This is a genomic window from Streptomyces sp. NPDC043854 (assembly GCF_056436005.1).
The window spans coordinates 67,469-89,543 of sequence record NZ_JBWKDK010000009.1; the positions used below are offsets into that span (position 1 = coordinate 67,469).

Below are 22,075 nucleotides of genomic sequence, written 5' to 3' on the forward strand. Positions count from 1 at the left end.
GGAGCGGGATGCGGCGCATGCCCAGAATCCCAACCGTCAGCCGGGCAGTAACCAGTGCAAGCCGGGGTTCGTGTGGCGTGACAGCTTCGAGGGGGACGGCGTGTGTGTCACGCCGGCGGAGCGGGATGCGGCGCATGCCCAGAATCCCAACCGTCAGCCGGGCAGTAACCAGTGCAAGCCGGGGTTCGTGTGGCGTGACAGCTTCGAGGGGGATGGCGTGTGTGTCACGCCGGCGGAGCGGGATGCGGCGCATGCCCAGAATCCCAACCGTCAGCCGGGCAGCAACCAGTGCAAGCCGGGGTTCGTGTGGCGTGACAGCTTCGACGGCGACGGCCTCTGTGTCACGCCGGCGGAGCGGGATGCCGCCAAGAACGGGGCGACTTAGGCCGACCGCCCGCTGATCGACGACAGCTCGCACCTGAAGGGCTTGCCGGGAAGGCGAACCCGTACCGCGTCCAGGGCGAGACCACTGCGAAGGGCCCCGTCCGGTGGTGCTGGACGGGGCCCTTCCTGTTGCGTGGGCCGGGTGGGGCGGGTCAGCCGCCGCACTGGCAGGGGGCGCCGGACTGGCAGCCGCAGCCGCAGCTCGAGCCGCAGCCGCAGGCCCCGAGCAGCGGGAGGCGCAGCGGCTCGGTCTTCGGGGGCCGCTCCTGCTCCGGAGTGACGGGGACGGGGGAATCGGGCATGGATCCTCCTCGGAGGCGGGGTACGGGCTGGCGGTCGTACGTGCCTTCGCCCTCATTCATGCCCAGCGGTACCAGCGCGTCAACGGCGCATTGGGGCTCGAGGCCCCGCCCTCCGGGCTTCCGCTCAGACGGGCTCGATCGGCGGCTGGAGTTCGTCGGCGTGCTCGCCCGTCACCAGGTAGACGACGCGCTTGGCCACCGACACCGCGTGGTCGGCGAAGCGCTCGTAGTACCGGCCCAGGAGGGTCACGTCCACGGCGGTCTCGATGCCGTGCTTCCAGCGGTCGTCCATCAGGTGCTGGAACAGCGTGCGGTGCAGCTGGTCCATCTCGTCGTCGTCCGTCTCCAGCTGCATCGCCAGGTCGACGTCCTTGGTGATGATGACCTCGGCCGCCTTGGCCATCAGCCGCTGGGCGAGCTGCCCCATCTCCAGGATCGTCGCGTGCAGGTCCCGCGGCACCGCCGAGTCCGGGAAGCGCAGCCGCGCCAGCTTCGCCACGTGCTGCGCCAGGTCGCCCGAGCGCTCCAGGTCGGCGCTCATGCGCAGCGAGGTCACGACGATCCGCAGGTCCGTCGCGACCGGCTGCTGGCGGGCCAGCAGGGCGATGGCGCGGGCCTCCAGGTCGTGCTGGAGGTCGTCGACCTTCTGGTCGGCAGCGATGACGCTCTCGGCGAGCTTCAGGTCGGCGTCGAGCATGGACGTCGTGGCCCGCCCGATCGCGGAACCGACCAGCCGGGCCATCTCGACCAGGCCCTCTCCGATCGAATCCAGTTCCTCGTGGTACGCGTCACGCATGGGTGTCCCTCTCTCGGCCTACTGCGCTACTGCCCGGGGCGCGGGCGGGTGGGTGCGGCCTCGTGCCCCACGTCGACACGGTCGGCCGCAAACGCGTCCGACTCCGGCATCCCAAGTGAATCGGCCCCGTCGTCACAGTGAACTCTGGGCGACGACTGTTCGAGGCGCCACCCGAACGGCTGTGGAAGTGCCGTTGCGCCTGCTTAACCTGGATGCATGGACGTGAACGCGGCGGTCGCCGCAGCTGCAGCGATCGCCGGTGCGTGCACCGGTGCGGTCGCAACGCTGGCGTTCCGCTGGAGTGAGCGTGACCAGGCCCGCCCCACCCGGAGCTCCATGCGCCCGGACATCAACGCGGTGCTCCCGCCCGGAGTGGACACCGTCCTGTCCGTACTCCGCTCCTCCGCGGTCGTCCTCGACGAGGGCGACGCCGTGGTCAAGGCCAGCTCGGCGGCGTACGCCCTCGGGCTCGTCCGCGGCGGCAAGCTGGCTGTCGAGCCCATGCTCCACATGGCCCGCGACACCCGCCGCGATGGGGAGATACGGCAGGTCGAGCTCGATCTGCCCCGGCGCGGCACCGGCCGCGGCGAGGCCCTCGCGGTCTCGGCGCGCGTCGCCCCGCTCGGCTCCCGGCTCGTCCTGCTGCTGGTCGAAGACCTCACCGAGGCCCGCCGCATCGAGGCCGTGCGGCGCGATTTCGTCGCGAACGTGTCGCACGAGCTGAAGACGCCGGTGGGCGCGATCTCGCTGCTGTCCGAGGCCGTCATGGACGCCGCGGACGACCCCGAGGCGGTCAGCCGCTTCGCCGGGCGCATGCAGGTCGAGGCGACCCGGCTGATCAACCTCGTGCAGGAGCTCATCGACCTCTCGCGGGTGCAGAACGACGAGCTGCTGGAGGACGCCGAGCCCGTCCGCGTGGACACGCTCGTGGCGGAGGCGATGGACCGCTGCCGCCACACGGCGTCCGCCAAGCAGATCACCATGGCCGCGGGCGGTACCTCGGAGCTGTTCGTCTGGGGACACCGCGGGCAGCTCGCGGCGGCCCTGGGCAACCTGGTCGAGAACGCCGTCAACTACAGCCCGGCCCGCACCCGCGTCGGCATCGCCGCCCGCAAGGTGGCCGCACCCGGCGGGGACATGATCGAGATAGCCGTGACCGACCAGGGCATCGGCATCCCGGAGAAGGACCGCGAACGGATCTTCGAGCGGTTCTACCGCGTGGACCCGGCCCGCTCCCGCGCGACCGGCGGGACCGGCCTCGGCCTCGCGATCGTGAAGCACGTCGCCGCCTCCCACGGCGGCGAGGTGTCCGTGTGGAGCTCGGAGGGCCAGGGCTCCACGTTCACCCTGCGGCTGCCCGAGGCCGCCGCACCGTCGAGCCACGCCTCGTCCGCCGCCGCCCCGTCCGCCCCCGCCCCCGCCCCCGGCCACCCGACCCCAGCCTGAACCACAGAACCAGCCATCCCTGCCCCGGAGGTCCTTCCGTGACCCGAGTGCTCGTCGTCGAGGATGAGGAATCCTTCAGCGACGCCCTGTCCTACATGCTCCGCAAGGAGGGCTTCGAGGTCGCCATCGCCGCGACCGGGCCCGACGGGCTCGACGAGTTCGAGCGCAACGGCGCCGACCTCGTCCTCCTGGACCTGATGCTCCCGGGCCTGCCGGGCACGGAGGTCTGCCGGCAGCTGCGCGGCCGCTCCAACGTCCCCGTCATCATGGTGACGGCCAAGGACAGCGAGATCGACAAGGTCGTGGGGCTGGAGATAGGAGCCGACGACTACGTCACGAAGCCCTTCTCCTCGCGGGAGCTGGTCGCCCGCATCCGCGCGGTCCTGCGCCGCCGCGGCGAGCCGGAGGAGGTGGCCCCGGCCGCGCTGGAGGCCGGCCCGGTGCGGATGGACGTCGACCGGCACGTCGTCACCGTCGGCGGCGCCAAGGTGGACCTCCCGCTGAAGGAGTTCGACCTGCTGGAGATGCTGCTGCGCAACGCGGGCCGCGTCCTGACCCGCATGCAGCTGATCGACCGGGTGTGGGGAGCGGACTACGTCGGCGACACCAAGACCCTCGACGTGCACGTCAAGCGCCTGCGCGCCAAGATCGAGCCCGACCCGGGCGCCCCGCGCTACCTGGTCACCGTCCGCGGCCTCGGCTACAAGTTCGAGCCGTAAACCCCGGCTCCGGCCGCCCGGCTCCGTCCCCGGCCGCCCACGGGACGACGAGACAACGCGAAGGGCCCCGTCCGCAGCAGTGCGGACGGGGCCCTTCCCGTTGGTACGGGGTGCTCGGCGCGTCAGTGGCCGGCGGCGTGCGAGGCCGAGGGCGAGGCCGAGGCCGACCGCGCGCCGGTCGGGGACGGGGACGCGCCCGCGGCCGGGGAGCCCGAGGGGGCACCCGACGGGGAGGCGGCCGGGGAACCGGAGGGCGATCCCGACGGTGCGGCGGCGGGGCTGCCCGAGGGGCCCGGGCCGACGACGGGGGCCTCGGTCGGGCCGAAGCCGGCGTACGCGCCGGTGTTCGGGACGACGAACGCCTCCAGCGGGATGTCGCCGGTGCTGCTCAGCTTGAAGACGAGCTCCTGTGCGGCGCCGTTCTTCACGGCCTCGCTGGGGCCCTCGATCACGGCGGAGGCGTTGCCCTTGCCGCCGATGACGATGGAGCCGCCGGCGGGCACGGTGACCTTGTTGGCGCCCTCGGCGGCCTTCAGCGCGACCTTGCCGCGGCCCGGGAGGGTGATCGCGTCCAGGGTCTCCGGCCGGTTGCCGTTGTTGAAGAGCGTCGCCGAGACCACGGCCCCGCCCATGCGCTCCTTGGTGCCCTGGGTGATCACCAGTGCGTTCTGGATCTCGATGTCGCCCTTCGCGGCGGCGGCGTTGTCCGGCTTGATCTTCAGCGTCTGCGCGTCGTTGCCCGCACCGCAGGCGGCCAGCGAGGCGATCGAGAACACGACGGCGGTGGCGGCGAGGGCGCCGCGTCGAAGGCTGCGGCTCACGGCGGCGGCAACTCCTTGGACGTACGGAACGGAAGGACGGCGGTGTGTCGGACGGCCGAGGTAAAGCCGCCCTAAGGGTGTGTCAGCGCGCTTAGGTTACCGAGCCGCCGCCACGCCGCCGCACCCGACCCTCCGCAGCGCCCGGGCGGCCCCGCGCCCGCCTCGCGATCTTGCATTCCGTGCGCCCTTCGCATGCTGCTCATGTGCCGTCCGCGTATATCTCCCGGAGGCCGCATGTGATCAATTCCGGGATTCCGTCGAACGGCTCTCCGTGATCAATTCCAGGATTGGGCCTGAACCACTCCGTACGGGTGGCCTCCAGCCGAGTGGAGTGCTGCGGCTTCCCGTCTTCGAAACCGGCAAAACGGGACGTACATCACACTGGCGGTGCTGCCGCTCCGGTGTAACGTGGCCGTTTCGCCCGGTCCGTACAGCGCCTCCGACCTGCGAATACCCCCCTCCGCAAGCCCTCCGCAGCACGTTCCCATCGTGGTTGTCAAGCCCCGAGATGCGCTCTGACCTGCGAAAACGCCATTCATAACAGTCAGTTCTCGTGTTACCCTGGATAGCCACGGAAGGGGTACCTGTCACATGACGTTCAAGGTTGGCGACACCGTGGTCTATCCCCATCACGGGGCCGCGCTGATCGAGGCCATCGAAACTCGCCAGATCAAAGGCGTGGACAAGACCTACTTGGTGCTCAAGGTCGCCCAGGGCGACCTGACGGTTCGCGTGCCTGCCGACAATGCAGAGTTCGTCGGCGTCCGCGACGTAGTCGGCCAGGACGGGCTGGACCGGGTCTTCGAGGTCCTGCGCTCGCCGCAGGTCGAGGAGCCGACGAACTGGTCCCGTCGCTACAAGGCAAATCTGGAGAAGCTCGCTTCTGGCGACGTCATCAAGGTCGCCGAAGTGGTGCGTGACCTGTGGCGGCGTGAGCGCGAGCGCGGTCTGTCCGCGGGCGAGAAGCGCATGCTCGCCAAGGCGCGCCAGATCCTGGTGAGCGAGCTCGCGCTCGCTGAGAACACCAACGAGGACAAGGCAGAGGCCCTCCTCGACGAGGTTCTCGCGTCCTGACGCGACAACCCCGTACACAGTCGTGCCGCGGTGCCCGATGACAGCCCTCTCCTCCACGAGGGGGCCGTTGCCGGGCGCTGCGGCATGTCTGTACCCACGCCACCCACGCCACCCACACCGAACCGGCCGTACCGGGAACCCTGCCGTGCCGGGCCCGGGCAGCCGGCTCGACCGGTCGTCACGGAAGGGGCGAGGGCGTCGCACCCGGCACTCCCCAGGGCCATACCCATGTCGGCCGAAGTCACAAACCTGGCTCGGAGCTACCACACATGTCTGACCAATCGCGCCCCCACCGCACCGCCGCGGTGATCCCGGCCGCCGGCCGGGGGGTACGCCTCGGCCCGGGTGCCCCCAAGGCCCTGCGGGCCCTGGGCGGCACGCCGATGCTCATCCACGCCGTCCGCGCGATGGCCCGCTCCCGGGCCGTCTCCCTCGTGGTCGTCGTCGCCCCGGCCGACGGCGCCCCCGAGGTGCGCCGCCTGCTCGACGAGCACCCGCTGCCCGACCGCACCGAACTCCTGGTCGTCCCGGGCGGCGACACCCGCCAGGAGTCCGTGGCCGCCGGCCTCGCCGCCCTCCCCGCGGACATCACCTCCGTCCTCGTCCACGACGCGGCCCGCCCGCTCGTCCCGGTCGACACCGTCGACGCCGTCATCGAGGCCGTCCGCGCGGGCGCCTCGGCCGTCGTCCCCGCGCTGCCGCTGGCCGATACCGTCAAGGAGGTCGAGCCCGGCAGGCCCGGCGAGCCCGAGCCGGTCGTCGCCACGCCCGAACGCGCCCGGCTGCGCGCGGTCCAGACCCCGCAGGGCTTCGACCTCGCCACCCTCCGGCACGCCCACGAGACCGTCGCCGCGGTCGGCGAGGGCGCCACCGACGACGCCGGGATGGTGGAACGGCTCGGCACCACCGTCATGGTGGTCCCCGGCCACGAGGAGGCCTTCAAGGTCACCCGCCCGCTCGACCTGGTCCTCGCCGAGGCCGTACTCGCCCGCAGGAGGGCCACCGATGCCTACTAGCCCCACCCCCACCCCCACCCCCACCCCCGCAGCGGCCTCCGCCGCCCCGCTGATCCCGCAGGTCGGCATCGGCACCGACGTGCACGCCTTCGAGGCCGGCCGCGAGCTGTGGTGCGCCGGCCTGCTGTGGGAAGGGGAGGACGGCCTCGCCGGGCACTCCGACGGCGACGTCGCCGCCCACGCCGCCTGCGACGCCCTCTTCTCCGCCGCCGGCGTCGGCGACCTCGGCGCGCACTTCGGCACCTCCCGCCCCGAGTGGTCCGGCGCCGCCGGCGTCACCCTCCTGGCGGAAGCCGCCCGGATCGTCCGCGCCGAGGGCTACGAGATCGGCAACATCGCCATCCAGGTGATCGGCGTACGACCGAAGATCGGCAAGCGGCGCGACGAGGCGCAGAAGGCGCTCTCCGCGGCCGCCGACGCGCCGGTGTCCGTCTCCGGCACCACCACCGACGGGCTGGGCCTGACCGGCCGTGCCGAGGGCCTCGCCGCCATCGCCACCGCCCTCGTCTACCGGACGAACCGGGCCTGATCCCCCGATAGGGGCACCCGTCGCACCGCACACCCGAGCCGGCAGAAGCCCCGCGCCCCGAAAGGGTCGCGGGGCACTGCCGCGGGCCCACTACCCTGGATGCCGTGACCATTCGCCTGTACGACACCAGCGCCCGGCAGATCCGCGACTTCACGCCCCTCAAGCCGGGCTGTGTCTCGATCTACCTCTGTGGTGCCACCGTGCAGGCGGCCCCGCACATCGGGCACATCCGCTCCGGCCTGAACTTCGACATCATGCGCCGCTGGTTCGAGTACCGCGGCTACGACGTCACCTTCATCCGGAACGTCACCGACATCGACGACAAGATCATCAAGAAGGGCGGCGAGCAGAACCGCCCCTGGTGGTCCATCGGTTACGAGAACGAGCGCGCCTTCAACACCGGCTACGACGCGCTGGGCTGCCTGCCGCCCACCTACGAGCCCCGCGCCACCGGCCACGTCACCGAGATGATCGAGATGATGCGCGGCCTCATCGAGCGCGGCCACGCCTACGAGGCCGACGGCAGCGTCTACTTCGACGTGCGCTCCTACCCCGACTACCTGAAGCTCTCCAACCAGGAGCTGGACAACCTCATCCAGCCCGCCGAAGAGGGCATCACCGGCAAGCGCGACCCCCGCGACTTCGCCATGTGGAAGGCGTCGAAGCCCGGCGAGCCCGACTGGGAGACCCCGTGGGGCCGCGGCCGCCCCGGCTGGCACCTGGAGTGCTCGGCCATGGCGCACAAGTACCTCGGCAGCGCCTTCGACATCCACGGCGGCGGCCTCGACCTGGTCTTCCCGCACCACGAGAACGAGATCGCCCAGGCCAAGGCCTACGGCGACGACTTCGCGCAGTACTGGGTGCACAACGCCTGGGTCACCATGTCCGGCGAGAAGATGTCCAAGTCCCTGGGCAACTCGGTGCTCGTCTCCGAGATGGTCAGGAACTGGCGCCCCATCGTCCTGCGCTACTACCTCGGCACCCCGCACTACCGCTCGATGATCGAGTACAGCGAGGAGGCCCTGCGCGAGGCCGAGTCGGCGTTCGCCCGCATCGAGGGCTTCTGCCAGCGCGTCGTGGAGAAGGCCGGCAAGGCCGTCGACCCGGCCGCCGAGCTCCCCCCGGCCTTCGCCGAGGCCATGGACGACGACCTGGGCGTCCCGCAGGCGCTCGCCATCGTCCACACCACCGTCCGCCAGGGCAACAGCGCGCTCGCCGCCGACGACAAGGACGCGGCCATCGCGCGCCTGTCGGAGGTGCGCGCCATGCTGGGCGTGCTCGGCCTGGACCCCCTGGACGAGCGCTGGTCGGAGGAGACCGACCGGGGCGCGGAGCTCCACGGGGCCGTCGACACGCTCGTCCGGCTGGTTCTGGAACAGCGCGAGTCGGCGCGCGCCCGCAAGGACTGGGCCACCGCGGACGCCATCCGCGACCAGCTCCAGCAGTCGGGCCTGGTCATCGAGGACAGCCCGTCCGGACCGCGCTGGACGCTCGGCCCGCGCTGACCGGACCCGGTCTGACCGGCCACGTTGTGCCGCCCGGGGCCCCGGGCGGCACACTCTTCATACGTACATATCGCAGCACCGACGAAAACAGGTAGAGGTCATGGCCGGGAACAGCCAGCGCAGGGGTCGCCGCACGTCCAACAAGAAGGGCGCGACGGTCGGCAGCGGTGGTCAGCGGCGCAAGGGCCTGGAGGGCAAGGGCCCCACGCCCAAGGCCGAGGACCGCAAGGGCCACAAGGCATTCCGCCTGGCCAACGCCGCCGCCAAGGCGGCCGCGCGCCGCCGCCCGGCGCCCCGCCGCGGCGGTCCCAAGGGCCAGAGCGAGATGGTCGTCGGCCGCAACCCGGTCTTCGAGGCGCTGCGCGACGGCGTGCCCGCCACCACCCTGTACGTCCAGCAGTTCATCGACAACGACGAGCGCGTCCGCGAGGCCCTCCAGCTCGCCGGCGCCCGCGGCAACGTGAACCTGATGGAGGCCCCGCGCCCCGAGCTCGACCGGATGACCGGCGGCCTCAACCACCAGGGCCTCGTCCTCCAGGTCCCGCCCTACGAGTACGCGCACCCCGAGGACCTCACCGAGGCCGCCTACGACAACGGCGAGGAGCCGCTGATCGTCGCCCTCGACGGCGTCACCGACCCGCGCAACCTCGGTGCGATCGTCCGCTCCGTCTCCGCCTTCGGCGGCCACGGCGTGGTCATCCCCGAGCGCCGCGCCGCCGGCATGACCGCCGGCGCCTGGAAGACCTCCGCCGGCACCGCCGCCCGCACCCCGGTCTCCCGCGTCACCAACCTGACCCGCGCCCTCCAGGACTACAAGAAGGCCGGGCTGACCGTCGTCGGCCTCGCCGCCGAGGGCGAGCACAGCGTCGCCGACCTCGACGCCCTGGCCGGCCCCGTCGTCATCGTCGTCGGCTCCGAGGGCAAGGGCCTCGGCCGCCTCGTCGGCGAGACCTGCGACTACCTCGTGCGCATCCCCATGCCGGGCGGCGCCGAGTCGCTGAACGCCGGTGTCGCCGCGGGCGTCGTCCTGTACGAGGCGGCCCGCCGCCGCGGCTGACCGCACCCGCGGCCGCACCCGCACCCGCGCGGGCGGCCGCGGCCGCACGTCCAGAGCACCCGGCTTGATCCACTTGGCTCACGGAGAGTGACCCGTGAGCGTGCCACCCCGCCCGTTTCGGGCGGGGTGGCTTGATCTTGACGGGTCTCGGACACATCCCTGCCGTCAAGGCAGTGTCCTAAACACTGATCACTCGGTTAGATGAGTGTGGACACCAGAACGTCAGGGTTCGACGACCAGCCCGCGCTGAGCATGGTCAAGGTGCCGTGCGACCCCGCACAGGTCATCGTCAACCACGCCAGCTTCCGTGTGCGGCTCGCACCGAGCCCGAGCGCGCGTCCCAAGCCCGCGAACCCCCCCGGCCGGATGCCCGTCCTCGGCGGAGCCGTCACCGCCGCCGGAGCCGCCGCCCGCCGTCGCAGGGCCCCCGTCGTCTGGAGCGGCAAATCCGCCCCCGGCGACACCGCCGCCATGGGCGGACTGCTCCAGGCCGTACGCCAATACGGCCTCGGCCACGACGACTACGACTACGCCGACGACTACGCCGACGCCGGCGCCACCCAGGTCATCCCCCGCGTGGACCTCGGCCACGGCCTCGCCGACGACACCGTCCCCACCCCGACCGTCATCGGCCAGCGCCAGTACGGCGACCCGGACGAGACGCGCTCCTTCGCCCCCGTACGGGACCTGCCCCCCGGCGGACACCCCGGCCCCGCCGGGGTGTCCCCGTACGACGCCGGACCCGGCCCGTACGCCGCCCGCCGCGCTCCCGCCGACAACCGCGGCCACGCCTCCTATTACCCCGGCCGCCGCATGAACCTCGGGGTCGTCCTGCTCCCCCTGCGGGTCTTCCTCGGCTTCATCTCCATCTACGCCGGCATGGGCAAGCTGTGCGACCCCGTCTACTTCGACGGCGGCGAACGCGGCTCCATGGTCACCTGGCTGCGCACCCTCGAACCCTGGGCCCTGGCCGAGCCGCTGCGCGACTTCGCCCTCGCCCACCCCGTCGGGGCCGGCCTCAGCGTGGCCTTCCTCCAAGTCGTCGTCGGCGTCCTGACCGTCCTCGGGCTCTGGCAGCGGTTCGCCGCCTGCTTCGGCGCACTGCTGTCCGCCGCCCTGCTCATGACCGTCAGCTGGAAGACCGTCCCCGCGTACGACGCCCCCGACATCATCTACCTCGCCGCCTGGAGCCCCCTGATCATCGCCGGCGCGCCCGTCTACTCCCTGGACGGACGCCTCGCCGGCGAGGCCTGGCGCACCCTCGGCCCCCGCTCCGACCTGTGGGCGCTGCGGCGGCGGGTGCTGCGGCGCGGGGCCGTCATGGCCACCCTCGTCTGCGGGCTCACCCTCCTCACCGGCTCGCTGCTCGGCGGCGCCGTCCGCTCCAGCACCGTCGTCACCGTGCCCGGCCCGGGCCGGGCCCCGAGCAACTACCTGCCCGGCTCCCCGCTGCCGGTACCGCCGCCCAAGCAGCACCGGGAGCAGCCGCAGCAGCCCGCGTCCCAGCAGCCCTCGAAGCCGGCGGAACCCGCCGCCAGCGCCACCCCCTCGACCAAGCCCAGCCGCACCGGCTCCACGGCCCGCGAGACCACGGGCACCGGCTCGCGGCCTTCCACCGGCAGCAGCCAGAGCAGCACCGGCACCGCGCCGAGGCAGTCCACCTCGAGGACCCCGTCGACCTCGACCAATCGCGGCAGCGGGACGACGAGCGGCGGGGACACCGCGTCGAAGGGGCCCGGCCTCGTCGGCGGCCTCCTCGGCTGACCGGCCCGACCCGAAGGAGCCCGGGGCCCGGCACGCGGGATGCGTGCCGGGCCCCGGGCCGTTCCGTGCGCGGGGCCCGTCGAAGCCTCAGGAGGCCTTCTGCGCGGCCAGTTCGCGCGCGGCCTCGGTCAGGTCCTTCGCCGTGTCGATCGCCCGCCAGTACGCGCCCTGCGGCAGCGGGAAGCCCGCCAGCCGCCGCTCCCGCGCCAGCCGCGGGAAGGTGGTGCGCTCGTGGTCGCCCAAATCCGGGAGCAAAGCGGTGAATTCGGGCGAGAAGACGTACACGCCCGCATTGATCAGGTACGGCGACGGCGGCGCCTCGATGAAGTCCAGCACCTGCCCGAACTCGTTGGTCTCCACCACACCCCACGGAATGCGCGGCCGCGCCAGCGCCAGCGTCGCGGTCGCGGCCCGCTCGGCATGGAACGCGGCCATCTCCCGCAGCGAGAACCGGGTCCAGATGTCGCCGTTCGTCGCGTACCACGGCCGGTCCGGTTGCGGCAGGTGCCGGGCGGCGTACTTCAGCCCGCCGCCGCGCCCGAGCGGCTCCTCCTCCACCACCGTGGTCACGCGCAGCGGGAGGTCGGCCTCGGCCAGCCATTCCTGGAGCACCTCGGCGAGGTGCCCGCAGGAGACGACGGCGTCGGTGACCCCCTCGGAGGCCAGCCAGTTCAGCTGGTGCCCGATGATCGGGACCCCGGTCCCCGGGATCTCGACCATCGGCTTGGGCCGGTCGTCCGTGTACGGCCGCAGCCGCGAACCCTGGCCGCCCGCCAGGACCACCGCCTGGGTGGGCGCCTGGGTGAGGGTGGCCGGGATCGCGGCCGCGGAGTCGTTGCCGTGGGGTGCGGGGCGTGCGGGGGGTGCGGGGCGTGCGTCGGTCATGGGCGCCAGCGTAGGCCCCGGCTCCGCCGTCGGGCTCAGCCCATGGAGGCGACGCCGGCCGCGTACGAGGTGTCGCACACGGGACGCGCGAAGGACTGGGCCTTCGTCGGGCCGTACGCCTCGACGGCGGCCCGCCCCAGGGCCCGCGCGATGCCCACGCAGTGGCCGGCGAGCGAGGGCCGCCGGTCCACCTCCTGCTGGAGGTGCGTGAGGACGTCGTCCGGCATCTCGCCCCGCTGGAGCTCGGAGATGAGCTTGTCGCGCAGCAGGTCCTGCGGGGCGCGCGGCTTCGCGGGGACGGAGACGTCCTCGGCGGAGGCGGTCAGGATCCGGGACGACGAGTTGTCCGCCCACGGGACCATCGTGACCGCGAGGGTCCCGGACAGGACCAGGACGACGGGCAGGACCAGGGCGAGGGAACGGCCGATACGGCGGGCAGTGTGGGTCACGAGGGCGAGAGTAGCGCTCGGTGAAGATCCGGCGACACTTGGTCACCCGGTCGGGGGATGGTTCGACGCGATTTTTCGAATAGCCGGTTGACAGGCGCGGGATTCGGCCCGGATGCCCGGAGGGGCGCTCCCGCGGGAGCGCCCCTCCGGTTCGGCGCCGTGCCGTGCCGTGCCGTTCCGGTCGTCGGCGTCAGCCGGAGAGGCGCTCGCCGGAGGACGTCGAGAAGACGTGGATCTCGTCGGGGCGCGGCACCACGTGCAGGCTGGAGCCCTTCTCGGGCACCTGGCGGCCGCCGACGCGGACGACGATGTCCTGGCCGCCGTCGGCCTGGGAGGTGCGGCCGTAGACGTAGCCGTCGGCGCCGAGCTCCTCGACGACGTTGACCGTGATGGTCAGGCCGCCCTCGGTGCCGATGTCGAAGTGCTCGGGGCGCACGCCGACGGTGACGGTGCGGTCGCCCGCGTCCGCGGCCGCGGCGATCGCCTCGCGCGAGACGGGCACGACGCTGTCGCCGAACTTCACGCCGCCGTCGGTGATCGGGACCTCCACCAGGTTCATGGCGGGCGAGCCGATGAAGCCGGCGACGAACAGGTTCGCCGGGCGGTCGTACATGTTGCGCGGGGTGTCGACCTGCTGGAGGAGGCCGTCCTTCAGGACCGCCACCCGGTCGCCCATCGTCATGGCCTCGACCTGGTCGTGGGTGACGTAGACGGTGGTGATGCCGAGGTCGCGCTGGAGCGCCGCGATCTGCGTACGGGTGGAGACGCGGAGCTTGGCGTCGAGGTTCGACAGCGGCTCGTCCATCAGGAAGACCTGCGGCTTGCGCACGATGGCGCGGCCCATGGCGACGCGCTGCCGCTGGCCACCGGACAGGGCCTTGGGCTTGCGGTCCAGGTACTGGGTGAGGTCGAGCATCTTCGCCGCGTCCTCGACCTTGCGGCGGATGGTCGCCTTGTCCTCGCCGGCGATCTTCAGGGCGAAGCCCATGTTGTCGGCGACGGTCATGTGCGGGTAGAGCGCGTAGTTCTGGAACACCATTGCGATGTCCCGGTCCTTCGGCGGCAGGTGCGTGACGTCGCGGTCGCCGATGCGGATGGCGCCGCCGTTGACGTCCTCCAGGCCGGCGAGCATGCGCAGCGAGGTGGACTTGCCGCAGCCGGAGGGGCCGACGAGGACGAGGAACTCGCCGTCCTCGATCTGCAGGTCGAGCGCGTCGACGGCGGGCTTGTCGGCGCCGGGGTAGAGGCGGGTAGCCGCGTCGAAGGTGACAGAAGCCATGGTGGTGCATCCCTTCTACCGGCAGGAACGTGCCGGACGATCCGAGTGGAAGGAAGAAGTTGGTCTGGTCCACCGAGGTGGACTTCCGCCCGACGCTACCCGGCGGGGGGCGTTCTGTCAGTACCCGGCCGGGGGTGACGTACGACGCGCCCGCGGGCGGCCGGAGCCGCCTCCCGGCCGGGCGGTGCGGGGGCCCGGACCGGAAAAGTCCTTCGCGAGCGGGCCTGTCGGCTGTGTAAAGTGAAGGCGATTCTGTGCGCGCAGCGTCACAGGCCTCCTTAGCTCAGCTGGCCAGAGCACCGCTCTTGTAAAGCGTAGGTCGTCGGTTCGAATCCGACAGGGGGCTCCGTTCCAGGTCAGAGGTATTTCCGGCCAGGGAATTCGTACAGAAGCGGAAGGCCCCGGAGTTTGTTCCGGGGCCTTCCGTGCGTTCGGTGGGGCTCAGTGGCGGCCCGAGCTGCGGTCGGCCGGGCGGGCCAGGGGGTCGTGGCCGGGTGTGGATCGCCGCCGCTGCGGGGGAGGCGGGGTCGGGTCGTCGCGGACTACGGTCGGGGGATGGTGGAGATTCCGGCGGGTCTGGTCGAGGCGCAGCTCCTGTTCAACGGGGAGGCGGGGCGGGAGTTCCTCGCCGGACTGCCGGCGCGCACGGAGCGGTTCCTCGAGGAGTGGGGGCTGCGGCCGGCGGGTCCCGTGATGCACGGGATGACGGCGCTGGTGGTGCCGGTGGAGCGGGCGGACAGGACGGCGGCGGCGCTGAAGCTGCTGCTGCCGGACGAGGAGAGCGCGGGGGAGCCGCTCGCGCTCCGCGCATGGGACGGGCGGGGCTGCGTACGGCTGCTGGAGCACGACCAGGGGACGGGGACCCTGCTGCTGGAGCGGCTCGACGAGCGGCGGCCGCTGTCGGGGCTGGCGGAGCGGGACCCGCGGCAGGCGGTGCGCGTGGTGGGGGAGTTGCTGGCGCGGCTGACGGCGGTGCGGGCGCCGGCCGGGGTGCGGGGACTGGGCCCGGTGGCGGCCGGGATGCTGGAGCGGGTGCCGGCGGCGCTGGCGGGGATCCCGGACGCGCGGGAGCGGGGGCTGGTGGCGGACTGTGCGGCGGCGCTGGCCGAGGTCGCGGGGGAGCCCGGGGACCGGCTGCTGCACTGGGACCTGCACTACGACAACGTACTGGCGGCCGGGCGGGAGCCGTGGCTGGCGATCGACCCCAAGCCGCTCGCGGGCGACCCGGGGTTCGAGCTGCTGCCGGCGATCCGGAACAACTTCCGTGCGGACCAGGTGCGGTGGCGGTTCGACCTGCTGACGGAGGCGCTCGGGCTGGACGGTGCGCGGGCGCGGGCCTGGACGCTGGGGCGGGTCCTGCAGAGCTGCCTGTGGGACGTGGAGGATGCGCGGGGCGGCGCCCCGGAGCTGGATGGCGATCAACTGCTCGTCGCGGAGGTGCTGTTGGGGCGGGCATAGGCTGCGGGCGTGATCCGTAGCGCTGTCGCCGGGGACGTCCCGGTCATCCATGCCATGATCCGCGAGCTCGCGGAGTACGAGAAGGTGCCGCACGAGGCGCGCGCCACCGAGGAGCAGCTGCGGGAGGCGCTCTTCGGAGAGCGGCCGGCGGCGTTCGCGCACCTCGCGCAGACGCCGGACGGCGAGCCGGTCGGGTTCGCGATCTGGTTCCTGAACTTCTCGACCTGGCGCGGGGTGCACGGCATCCACCTGGAGGACCTGTACGTGCGCCCCGGCGCCCGCGGCGGCGGGTACGGGAAGGCGCTGCTGGCCGGGCTGGCGCGGATCTGCGTGGAGCGCGGGTACGAGCGGCTGGAGTGGTCGGTGCTGAAGTGGAACGAGCCGACGATCGCGTTCTACGAGGCCCTGGGTGCGCGGCCGCAGGACGAGTGGACGGTGTACCGGCTGACGGACGGTGCGCTGCGCAGGCTCGGCACGGCCTGAGGGCCTGAGGGCCTGACGACCGGTGGTTGCGCTGCTCAGGGTTCGAGGACGACTTTGCCGGTGGTGGCGCGGCTCTCCAGGGCGCGGTGGGCGGCGGCGGCCTCGGCGAGGGGGAAGCGCTGGAGGGCGGGGCGGAGGCGGCCCGCGGCGGCTTCGGCGAGGGCGCGGGTTTCCAGGACCCGGATGGGGTTGTCGCCGCCGGCGCGCTGGAGCATGGCGGGTCCGAGGACGTGGTGGGTGGTGACGCCGCGGGCGTCGAGGTCGGCGCGGTCGGCGTCGGTGAGGGGGATCGGCCCGCCGGACCAGCCGAAGACCAGGTGGAGGGCGCCGGGGGCGAGGAGGCCGAGGGCGGTGTGGGCGGCGGTGCCGCCGACGGAGTCGAACAGGACGGTGGCGCCGGTGCGGCCCAGGGCGTCGAGGTGGGCGCGGACGGCGGTGGGCCAGTCCGGGCCGGTGTAGTCGACGGCGAGGTCGGCGCCGTTGGCGGCGGCCAGGGCGGTCTTGGCGGGGCCGCCGGCGAGGGCGATGACGGTGGCGCCGGCGTTCTTGGCGTACTGCACGAGCAGCGTGCCGATGCCGCCGGCGGCGGCGGGGACGAGCGCGATGGAGTCCGGGCCGAGGTCGGCGAACTGGAGGACGCCCAGGGTGGTGCGGCCGGTGCCGATCATGGCGACGGCTTCGGCCGGGTCGAGGCCCTGCGGGACGGGGTGCAGGCGGTCGGCGTCGGCGACGGCGTACTCGGCGTATCCGCCGGGCGCGAAGCCGAGGTGGACGACGACGCGGCGGCCGAGCCAGGCGGGGTCGGTGCCGGGGCCGAGGGCCTCGACGGTGCCGGCGACCTCGCGGCCGGGGATGGTGGGGAGCTCGGGGAGGGCCGGGGCGGGGCCCTGCTCGCCCTCGCGGAGGACGGTGTCGAGGAGGTGGACGCCGGCGGCGGCGACGGCGATGCGGACCTGGCCGGGGCCGGGGACGGGGGTGTCGGTGCGCTCGGGGGAGAGGTTGTCGGCGGGGCCGAAGGCGTGCAGGCGGACGGCGCGCATGGTGGGCCCGGCGGGGGAGGCGTTGAGGGTGTCCATGCCGATTAGCCTGATCCCTCAACCATGGTTGAGGTCAAGGGGGTGTCCCCTGAGCCCGGCGCTGCGACTACGCCGGGACGCGGGGGAAGCGGGCCTGAAGGGTCCAGATGGCCGGGTTGTCGCCGAGGTCCTCGTGCATGTCGACGAGGTCCGCGATCAGGTCGTGCAGGAAGTCGCGGGCCTCGCGGCGCAGCAGCTTGTGGCCGAAGCTCAGCGGGGCCTCCTCCGCGGGCATCCAGTCGGCCTCGATGTCGACCCAGCCGAAGCGGCGCTCGAAGAGCATGCGGTCGGTGGACTCGGTGAAGTCGAGCTCGGCGTACTGCCGGTCGGCGGAGCGGCTGCCGCGCGGGTCCCGGTCGAGCTGCTCGACGATGTCGCACAGCGCCCAGGCGAAGTCCAGGACGGGCACCCATCCCCAGGCCGTGGACACCTCCCGGTCCGATTCGGTGTCGGCGAGGTAGACGTCCCCGCAGAACAGGTCGTGGCGCAGGGAGTGGACGTCCGCGGTCCGGTAGTCGGTCTGCGGGGGGTCGGGGAAGCGCCGGGAGAGGGAGTAGCCGATGTCGAGCACCCCCCGATGGTCCCACGCCCACGCCGTGCAGCAGGGTGGCGGCCCGGCTTCGTCGGTCCCGGCCCTACGGGAGGAGGCGCTGTTCCTTGGCCACCGAGACGGCGCCCGCGCGGGTGTCGACGCCGAGCTTGTCGTAGATGCGGCCCAGGTGGGTCTTGACCGTGGCCTCGCTGATGAACAGGGCGCGGGCGATCTCCCGGTTGCCGAGGCCGCGGGCCAGCTGGCCCAGGATGTCCAGCTCGCGGTCGGTCAGGGTGGGCCGGGAGCCCCGCATGCGGGCCATCACGCGGCTGGCGACCGGCGGCGACAGGGTGGTGCGCCCGGCCGCGGCGGCGTGGATCGCGGCGAAGAGCTCCTCCGGCCGCTCCGCCTTGAGCAGGTAGCCGGTGGCGCCCGCTCCGATGGCCCGGGTGATGTCGGCGTCGGTGTCGTACGTGGTGAGGACGAGTACGTGGGGCGGGCGGGGGGAGGCGGAGGTGATCCGGCGGGTGGCCTCGACGCCGTCGATGCCCTCGCCCAGCTGGAGGTCCATCAGGACCACGTCGGGCCGGAGCCGGGCGGCCAGGGCGACGGCTTCCTCCCCGCTGCCGGCCTCGCCGATGACCTCGATGTCGGGGGCGCTGCCGAGGAGGGCCAGCAGGCCGGCGCGGACCACCGCGTGGTCGTCGCAGAGCAGGAGCGTCGTCGCGGTGGTCATGGGTGGTGCTCCAGGGGGATGGCCGCGGACAGGACGGTGCCCTCGCCCTCGGCGGATTCGATCGTGAGGGTGCCGCCGAGCTGGCCGACGCGGGCGCGCATCGCGGGGAGCCCGTGGCCGCGTTCCTCGCCGCCCGCGCGGGGCGGCCGGGTCCCGTCGAAGCCCTCGCCGTCGTCCGCGATGTCCAGGACGACCTGGTCGCCGAGGAAGCTGAGGGTCAGGGCCGCGGTCCGGGCGCGCGCGTGTTCCCGTACGTTCGCCAGGGCGCCCTGCGCGACCCGCAGCAGCGCCGACTGGACGCGGTCGGGCAGCGGCACGGGGGTGCCCTCCAGGTGGAAGCGGACCTCGATGTCCGGTCCGGCGTCGAGGGCGCGCAGCGCGTCCGCGAGGCCGGCGCCGCCCGCGAGTTCGGGCGGGGCGAGGTCGTGGACCAGGCGGCGGGCCTCGGCCAGGCCGCGGGCGGCGATGCCCGTGGCGGTGCGGACGTGCGCCCGGGCGGTCGCCGGGCTGTCGTCCCAGACCCGGTCGGCGGCTTGGAGCAGCATCTGCTGGCTGGACAGGTGCTGGGCGAGGGTGTCGTGGATCTCCATGGAGAGCCGCTGCCGTTCGGCGAGGGTGCCTTCGCGGCGTTCGGTGGCGGCCAGTTCCCGCCGGGTGCGGATGAGGTCGTCGATCAGTGCCCGCTGTGCCTGGGCCTGGCGTTCCATGTGGACGAAGACGGCGGTGGACAGCGCGGCGATGGCCGGCGGCGCGAGCAGCAGGTTCGGGTCGAACTCGCGGGACAGCTTGAGCTGGGCGGCGACGACGAACACGGTCAGCAGGGCCACCAGGACGATGGCCGCGCGCGGCGGCAGGGTCCGCAGGGCGGTGTAGAAGAGCGGGACGGCGCACCAGGCGAAACTGGGGGCGAGGACGACGAGCACCACCCACACGCCGACGACCAGCCCGAGCCAGGCCAGCCGGCGCACGGTGGGCGCGGCTCCGAGGGCCGGGCCGAGGACGTACAGCAGGGCCAGCGCGGTACCGAGGGCGATGATCCAGGGGGTGTCGGGCGAGCCGGGGTGGCGGAGCAGGTAGCGGGCCACGGAGGCGGCCAGGAGCAGGAAGAACGCGGTGTGCATGACCGCCGCCAGCATCCGGGTGTCCCCCTTGCGCGACGGCGCTCGGCTCAGGTGGCTCACGGCGGGCTCCCGGTGCGGATCGGCTGTTCGGCTCCATCGTGCCCGGTCGCGGGGGATGGCGCTGACCAGCCAAGCCGTATCCGCGGCCGGTGCGCATCAACCGATCGGACGACCCCGGGGTCAACCGGTGCGGCAGCCGTCGCGAGCCGGTACGGGGACGGGCGGGCGGGGGTTCCGGCCGCAGGCTGGAAGCACGACGCCGGGCCGGTGGAAACGGGCCGGCGAACCATCCGGTGCCCGGCCCGAACCATCCGGTGCCCGGCCCGAACCACCCGGTGTCCGGCCCGAAACCATCCGGTGCCCGGCCACCGGTGCCCGGCCACCGGTGCCCGGCCCCGACGTCCAAGGAGCAGCAGTATGAAGACCCGCACCCGCGTTCTCACCGGTACCGCCCTCGCCGTCGCGCTCGGCGCCGGCACCTTCGGCGCGGTCAGCGCGAACGCCGCGCAGGCCGAGGTGCAGGCCGCGCCGGCCGCCGCGGCCGCGAAGAAGGAGGTGGGCGAGAAGAACTTCACCACCTCGACCCACCTGACCGTCGACGCCGCCACCCGCGCCGCCCAGGGTGCGCTGGAGGCCGCACGCAAGGAGAACCAGAAGGTGACGGTCGCGGTCGTGGACCGCAACGGCAACACCATCGTCACCCTGCGCGGCGACGGCGCGGGCCCGCAGTCCTACGAGTCGGCGCAGCGCAAGGCCTTCACCGCGGTGTCCTGGAACGCGCCGACCTCGGTGCTCGTGGGCCGCCTCGCCCAGGCCCCGAACCTGAAGGACATCCCGGGCACCCTGTTCCTCGGCGGCGGTGTCCCGGTGCAGGCGGGCGGTGCCCCGGTGGCGGGCATCGGCGTGGCCGGCGCCCCGAGCGGCGACCTGGACGAGAAGTTCGCCAAGGCCGGTGTCGAGGCCCTCGAGAACTAGTCGGACGGGGGTGGGCGGGGCCTGGGCCACCGGTCGTATCGGACCGTAGTGCGACAAGATGCCTCATAGGATCGGCTGCGTGGAAATCCGCGCCGTCCCCCACCCCGCCGACCCCGCCAGGCTCCCCCGCCTTCGCCGCCCCACTCGCCTCTCTCGTGTCACCCGCCTCGCCGTCCCTGCCGTTGCCGCCCTGCTCGCCCTCACCACGGCGTGCACGGGCAGCACGGTGCAGGGGCGGCCGGGCGCATCGGGCCTGCGCGACCCGTACTTCCCGAAGGCGGGCAACGGCGGCTACCAGGTCGACCACTACCGGCTGGACCTGGCGTACGACCCCGAGGACGAGGTGCTGCACGGCAAGGCCGTCATCACGGCCCGGGCCGAGCAGGGTCTCAGCTCGTTCAACCTCGACTTCAGCGGCCTGAAGGTCGTAGGGGTCACGGTGCAGGGCACCGCGGCCCGGTTCAACCGCACCGGCAACGAGCTGACGGTGCGCCCGGCCGAGGACCTGGGGACCGGGGAGGTCTTCCGCACGGAGGTCGCGTACAGCGGCAAGCCCAAGACCCTCGCCGATCCGGACGGCTCCGAGGAGGGCTGGATCCCCGTCGAGGACGGGGCCTTGGCGGTCGGGGAGCCGGTCGGGTCGATGACCTGGTTCCCCGGCAACCACCACCCCAGCGACAAGGCCGCGTACGACATCACCCTCACCGTCCCGAAGGGCTACGAGGCCGTGTCCAACGGGCTGCTGCGCTCGCGCTCCGACACCGGCGACGGCCGGACCGCGTTCGCCTGGCACAGCGCTGAGCCGGTCGCGAGCTACCTGGTCACGGCGGCCGTCGGGAAGTTCACGGTGACGACCGGGCGGACCGCGTCCGGGGTGCCGCTGTACACGGCCGTGGCCCCGGGGGAGCCGGAGGGGGGCGGGCCCGCGCTGGCGCGGCTGCCGGAGATGGTGGAGTGGGGCACCGCGAGGTTCGGCCCGTACCCCTTCGCGTCCGCGGGCGCGATCGTTGCGCCGTCCGACAGCCTCGCGTACGCGCTGGAGACGCAGACCCGGCCCGTCTTCTCCGGCGCCCCGGCCGACGAGGGGCTGGTCCTGCACGAGCTGGCGCACCAGTGGTTCGGGAACTCGGTGTCGCCGAAGTCCTGGAAGGACATGTGGCTCAACGAGGGCTTCGCGACGTACGCGGAGTGGCTGTGGGCCGAGGAGCACGGCGGGCCGTCCGCCGAGCGCCGCTTCGGCGCCTTCCTGGCCGGCGACACCTCCGTCGACGAGGGCGCCGGCACCGACTGGGACGCGTTCCCGCCGGCCGCGCCGCCCGGCCCGGAGGACATCTCCGCGCTCCCGGTGTACTACCGGGGCGCGATGGTGCTGCACCGGATCCGGCAGGAGGCCGGCGACGCGAGGTTCTTCGCGCTGCTGCGCGGCTGGGCCGCCGACCACCGGCACGGCAACGCGAGCACGGCCGACTTCACCGCCTACGCGGAGCGGAAGACGGGCATGGACCTGTCGAAGGTCTGGGACATCTGGCTGTACGGCAAGGAGCGCCCGCGCTGATCCGCGCCGGCCGGCCCTGGCGCGCGGCCCGCGGCGCGGAAGCGGTCCTCGACGTGGTCCGCGAGGCCGCTTGGCGAAGGCCGCCCCCGTGCGTGCACCGGATTCCGCGGGGC

23 protein-coding genes and 1 tRNA gene are annotated in these 22,075 nt (G+C 73.2%); 14 read left to right on the plus strand and 10 right to left on the minus strand.

Annotated elements, in window-relative coordinates:
• Positions 1 to 385: hypothetical protein (locus AC068A_RS11360; RefSeq protein WP_478583736.1), on the plus strand; the 385-nt coding region annotated here is incomplete at its 5' end.
• 151 nt (positions 386 to 536) lie between these two features.
• Here AC068A_RS11360 and AC068A_RS11365 read toward each other — a convergent pair.
• Positions 537 to 686, minus strand: coding sequence for a hypothetical protein (locus tag AC068A_RS11365; RefSeq protein WP_478583737.1), 150 nt, complete (start codon positions 684 to 686; stop codon positions 537 to 539).
• Positions 687 to 810: 124 nt separating this feature from the next.
• On the minus strand, positions 811 to 1,482 hold the full coding sequence (gene phoU, locus AC068A_RS11370) for a phosphate signaling complex protein PhoU (protein WP_360628993.1): 672 nt from the start codon (positions 1,480 to 1,482) through the stop codon (positions 811 to 813).
• Positions 1,483 to 1,698: 216 nt separating this feature from the next.
• On the opposite strand from phoU, the gene phoR reads away from it, so the two are divergent.
• Together phoR and phoP are read left to right on the plus strand one after the other, a co-directional pair.
• On the plus strand, positions 1,699 to 2,928 hold the full coding sequence (phoR, locus tag AC068A_RS11375; RefSeq protein ID WP_478583739.1) for a two-component system sensor histidine kinase PhoR: 1,230 nt from the start codon (positions 1,699 to 1,701) through the stop codon (positions 2,926 to 2,928).
• 47 nt (positions 2,929 to 2,975) lie between these two features.
• Positions 2,976 to 3,647 (plus strand): two-component system response regulator PhoP, encoded by a 672-nt coding sequence (phoP, locus tag AC068A_RS11380; RefSeq protein WP_466332536.1) that lies wholly within the window; start codon positions 2,976 to 2,978, stop codon positions 3,645 to 3,647.
• 122 nt (positions 3,648 to 3,769) lie between these two features.
• Here phoP and AC068A_RS11385 read toward each other — a convergent pair whose 3' ends face one another.
• Positions 3,770 to 4,468 carry a DUF461 domain-containing protein gene (locus tag AC068A_RS11385; RefSeq protein ID WP_478583741.1) on the minus strand — a complete coding sequence of 233 codons (699 nt, stop codon included), beginning with the start codon at positions 4,466 to 4,468 and terminating at the stop codon, positions 3,770 to 3,772.
• 591 nt (positions 4,469 to 5,059) lie between these two features.
• On the opposite strand from AC068A_RS11385, the gene AC068A_RS11390 reads away from it, so the two are divergent.
• The 6 genes from AC068A_RS11390 (at position 5,060) to AC068A_RS11415 (ending at position 11,413) form a co-directional block, all read left to right on the plus strand.
• Complete coding sequence (locus AC068A_RS11390) at positions 5,060 to 5,542, plus strand: CarD family transcriptional regulator (RefSeq protein WP_179178388.1); 483 nt, start codon at positions 5,060 to 5,062, stop codon at positions 5,540 to 5,542.
• 269 nt (positions 5,543 to 5,811) lie between these two features.
• Entirely contained in the window at positions 5,812 to 6,558 is a 747-nt protein-coding gene (gene ispD / locus AC068A_RS11395; RefSeq protein WP_478583743.1) for a 2-C-methyl-D-erythritol 4-phosphate cytidylyltransferase, read from the plus strand.
• Positions 6,548 to 7,087: a 2-C-methyl-D-erythritol 2,4-cyclodiphosphate synthase gene (gene ispF / locus AC068A_RS11400; RefSeq protein WP_478583744.1), complete on the plus strand. Its 540-nt coding sequence runs from the start codon at positions 6,548 to 6,550 to the stop codon at positions 7,085 to 7,087. The genes ispD and ispF overlap by 11 nt, the downstream gene beginning before the upstream one ends.
• A 104-nt stretch (positions 7,088 to 7,191) precedes the next feature.
• On the plus strand, positions 7,192 to 8,592 hold the full coding sequence (gene cysS, locus AC068A_RS11405; RefSeq protein WP_478583746.1) for a cysteine--tRNA ligase: 1,401 nt from the start codon (positions 7,192 to 7,194) through the stop codon (positions 8,590 to 8,592).
• A 100-nt stretch (positions 8,593 to 8,692) separates the two neighbouring features.
• A complete protein-coding gene (gene rlmB / locus AC068A_RS11410; protein WP_478583748.1) occupies positions 8,693 to 9,649 on the plus strand; it encodes a 23S rRNA (guanosine(2251)-2'-O)-methyltransferase RlmB in 957 nt (318 codons plus the stop codon).
• Between the two features lie 201 nt (positions 9,650 to 9,850).
• The gene (locus AC068A_RS11415) at positions 9,851 to 11,413 is read left to right on the plus strand and encodes a DoxX family membrane protein (RefSeq protein ID WP_478583749.1); all 1,563 of its coding nucleotides are present in this window, start codon (positions 9,851 to 9,853) and stop codon (positions 11,411 to 11,413) included.
• An 87-nt stretch (positions 11,414 to 11,500) separates the two neighbouring features.
• On the opposite strand, the gene AC068A_RS11420 is transcribed toward AC068A_RS11415, so the two are convergent.
• The 3 genes from AC068A_RS11420 to AC068A_RS11430 all read right to left on the minus strand — a co-directional run bounded on the left by AC068A_RS11420 (position 11,501) and on the right by AC068A_RS11430 (position 14,026).
• Complete coding sequence (locus tag AC068A_RS11420) at positions 11,501 to 12,298, minus strand: nucleotidyltransferase family protein (RefSeq protein ID WP_478583751.1); 798 nt, start codon at positions 12,296 to 12,298, stop codon at positions 11,501 to 11,503.
• Between the two features lie 35 nt (positions 12,299 to 12,333).
• On the minus strand, positions 12,334 to 12,747 hold the full coding sequence (locus tag AC068A_RS11425) for a hypothetical protein (RefSeq protein WP_478583753.1): 414 nt from the start codon (positions 12,745 to 12,747) through the stop codon (positions 12,334 to 12,336).
• A gap of 190 nt (positions 12,748 to 12,937) precedes the next feature.
• Positions 12,938 to 14,026, minus strand: coding sequence for an ABC transporter ATP-binding protein (locus AC068A_RS11430; protein WP_478583755.1), 1,089 nt, complete (start codon positions 14,024 to 14,026; stop codon positions 12,938 to 12,940).
• Between the two features lie 272 nt (positions 14,027 to 14,298).
• On the opposite strand from AC068A_RS11430, the gene AC068A_RS11435 reads away from it, so the two are divergent.
• The 3 genes from AC068A_RS11435 (at position 14,299) to AC068A_RS11445 (ending at position 15,967) form a co-directional block, all read left to right on the plus strand.
• A tRNA-Thr gene (locus AC068A_RS11435) sits at positions 14,299 to 14,372 on the plus strand.
• A gap of 209 nt (positions 14,373 to 14,581) precedes the next feature.
• On the plus strand, positions 14,582 to 15,484 hold the full coding sequence (locus AC068A_RS11440) for an aminoglycoside phosphotransferase family protein (RefSeq protein WP_478583757.1): 903 nt from the start codon (positions 14,582 to 14,584) through the stop codon (positions 15,482 to 15,484).
• A gap of 9 nt (positions 15,485 to 15,493) precedes the next feature.
• The gene (locus tag AC068A_RS11445) at positions 15,494 to 15,967 is read left to right on the plus strand and encodes an N-acetyltransferase family protein (protein WP_478583759.1); all 474 of its coding nucleotides are present in this window, start codon (positions 15,494 to 15,496) and stop codon (positions 15,965 to 15,967) included.
• Positions 15,968 to 16,002: 35 nt separating this feature from the next.
• Here AC068A_RS11445 and AC068A_RS11450 read toward each other — a convergent pair whose 3' ends face one another.
• From AC068A_RS11450 to AC068A_RS11465, 4 genes are all read right to left on the minus strand, one after another.
• Positions 16,003 to 17,007 (minus strand): zinc-binding dehydrogenase, encoded by a 1,005-nt coding sequence (locus tag AC068A_RS11450; RefSeq protein ID WP_478583933.1) that lies wholly within the window; start codon positions 17,005 to 17,007, stop codon positions 16,003 to 16,005.
• Between the two features lie 103 nt (positions 17,008 to 17,110).
• A complete protein-coding gene (locus tag AC068A_RS11455) occupies positions 17,111 to 17,614 on the minus strand; it encodes a hypothetical protein (protein WP_478583761.1) in 504 nt (167 codons plus the stop codon).
• Between the two features lie 64 nt (positions 17,615 to 17,678).
• Entirely contained in the window at positions 17,679 to 18,311 is a 633-nt protein-coding gene (locus AC068A_RS11460; protein ID WP_478583763.1) for a response regulator, read from the minus strand.
• Positions 18,308 to 19,447, minus strand: coding sequence for a sensor histidine kinase (locus tag AC068A_RS11465; protein WP_478583935.1), 1,140 nt, complete (start codon positions 19,445 to 19,447; stop codon positions 18,308 to 18,310). The genes AC068A_RS11460 and AC068A_RS11465 overlap by 4 nt, the downstream gene beginning before the upstream one ends.
• A gap of 402 nt (positions 19,448 to 19,849) precedes the next feature.
• On the opposite strand from AC068A_RS11465, the gene AC068A_RS11470 reads away from it, so the two are divergent.
• Positions 19,850 to 20,407: a GlcG/HbpS family heme-binding protein gene (locus tag AC068A_RS11470; protein ID WP_478583765.1), complete on the plus strand. Its 558-nt coding sequence runs from the start codon at positions 19,850 to 19,852 to the stop codon at positions 20,405 to 20,407.
• Positions 20,408 to 20,597: 190 nt separating this feature from the next.
• Entirely contained in the window at positions 20,598 to 21,962 is a 1,365-nt protein-coding gene (locus tag AC068A_RS11475; protein ID WP_478583937.1) for a M1 family metallopeptidase, read from the plus strand.
• Positions 21,963 to 22,075: the final 113 nt, after the last annotated feature.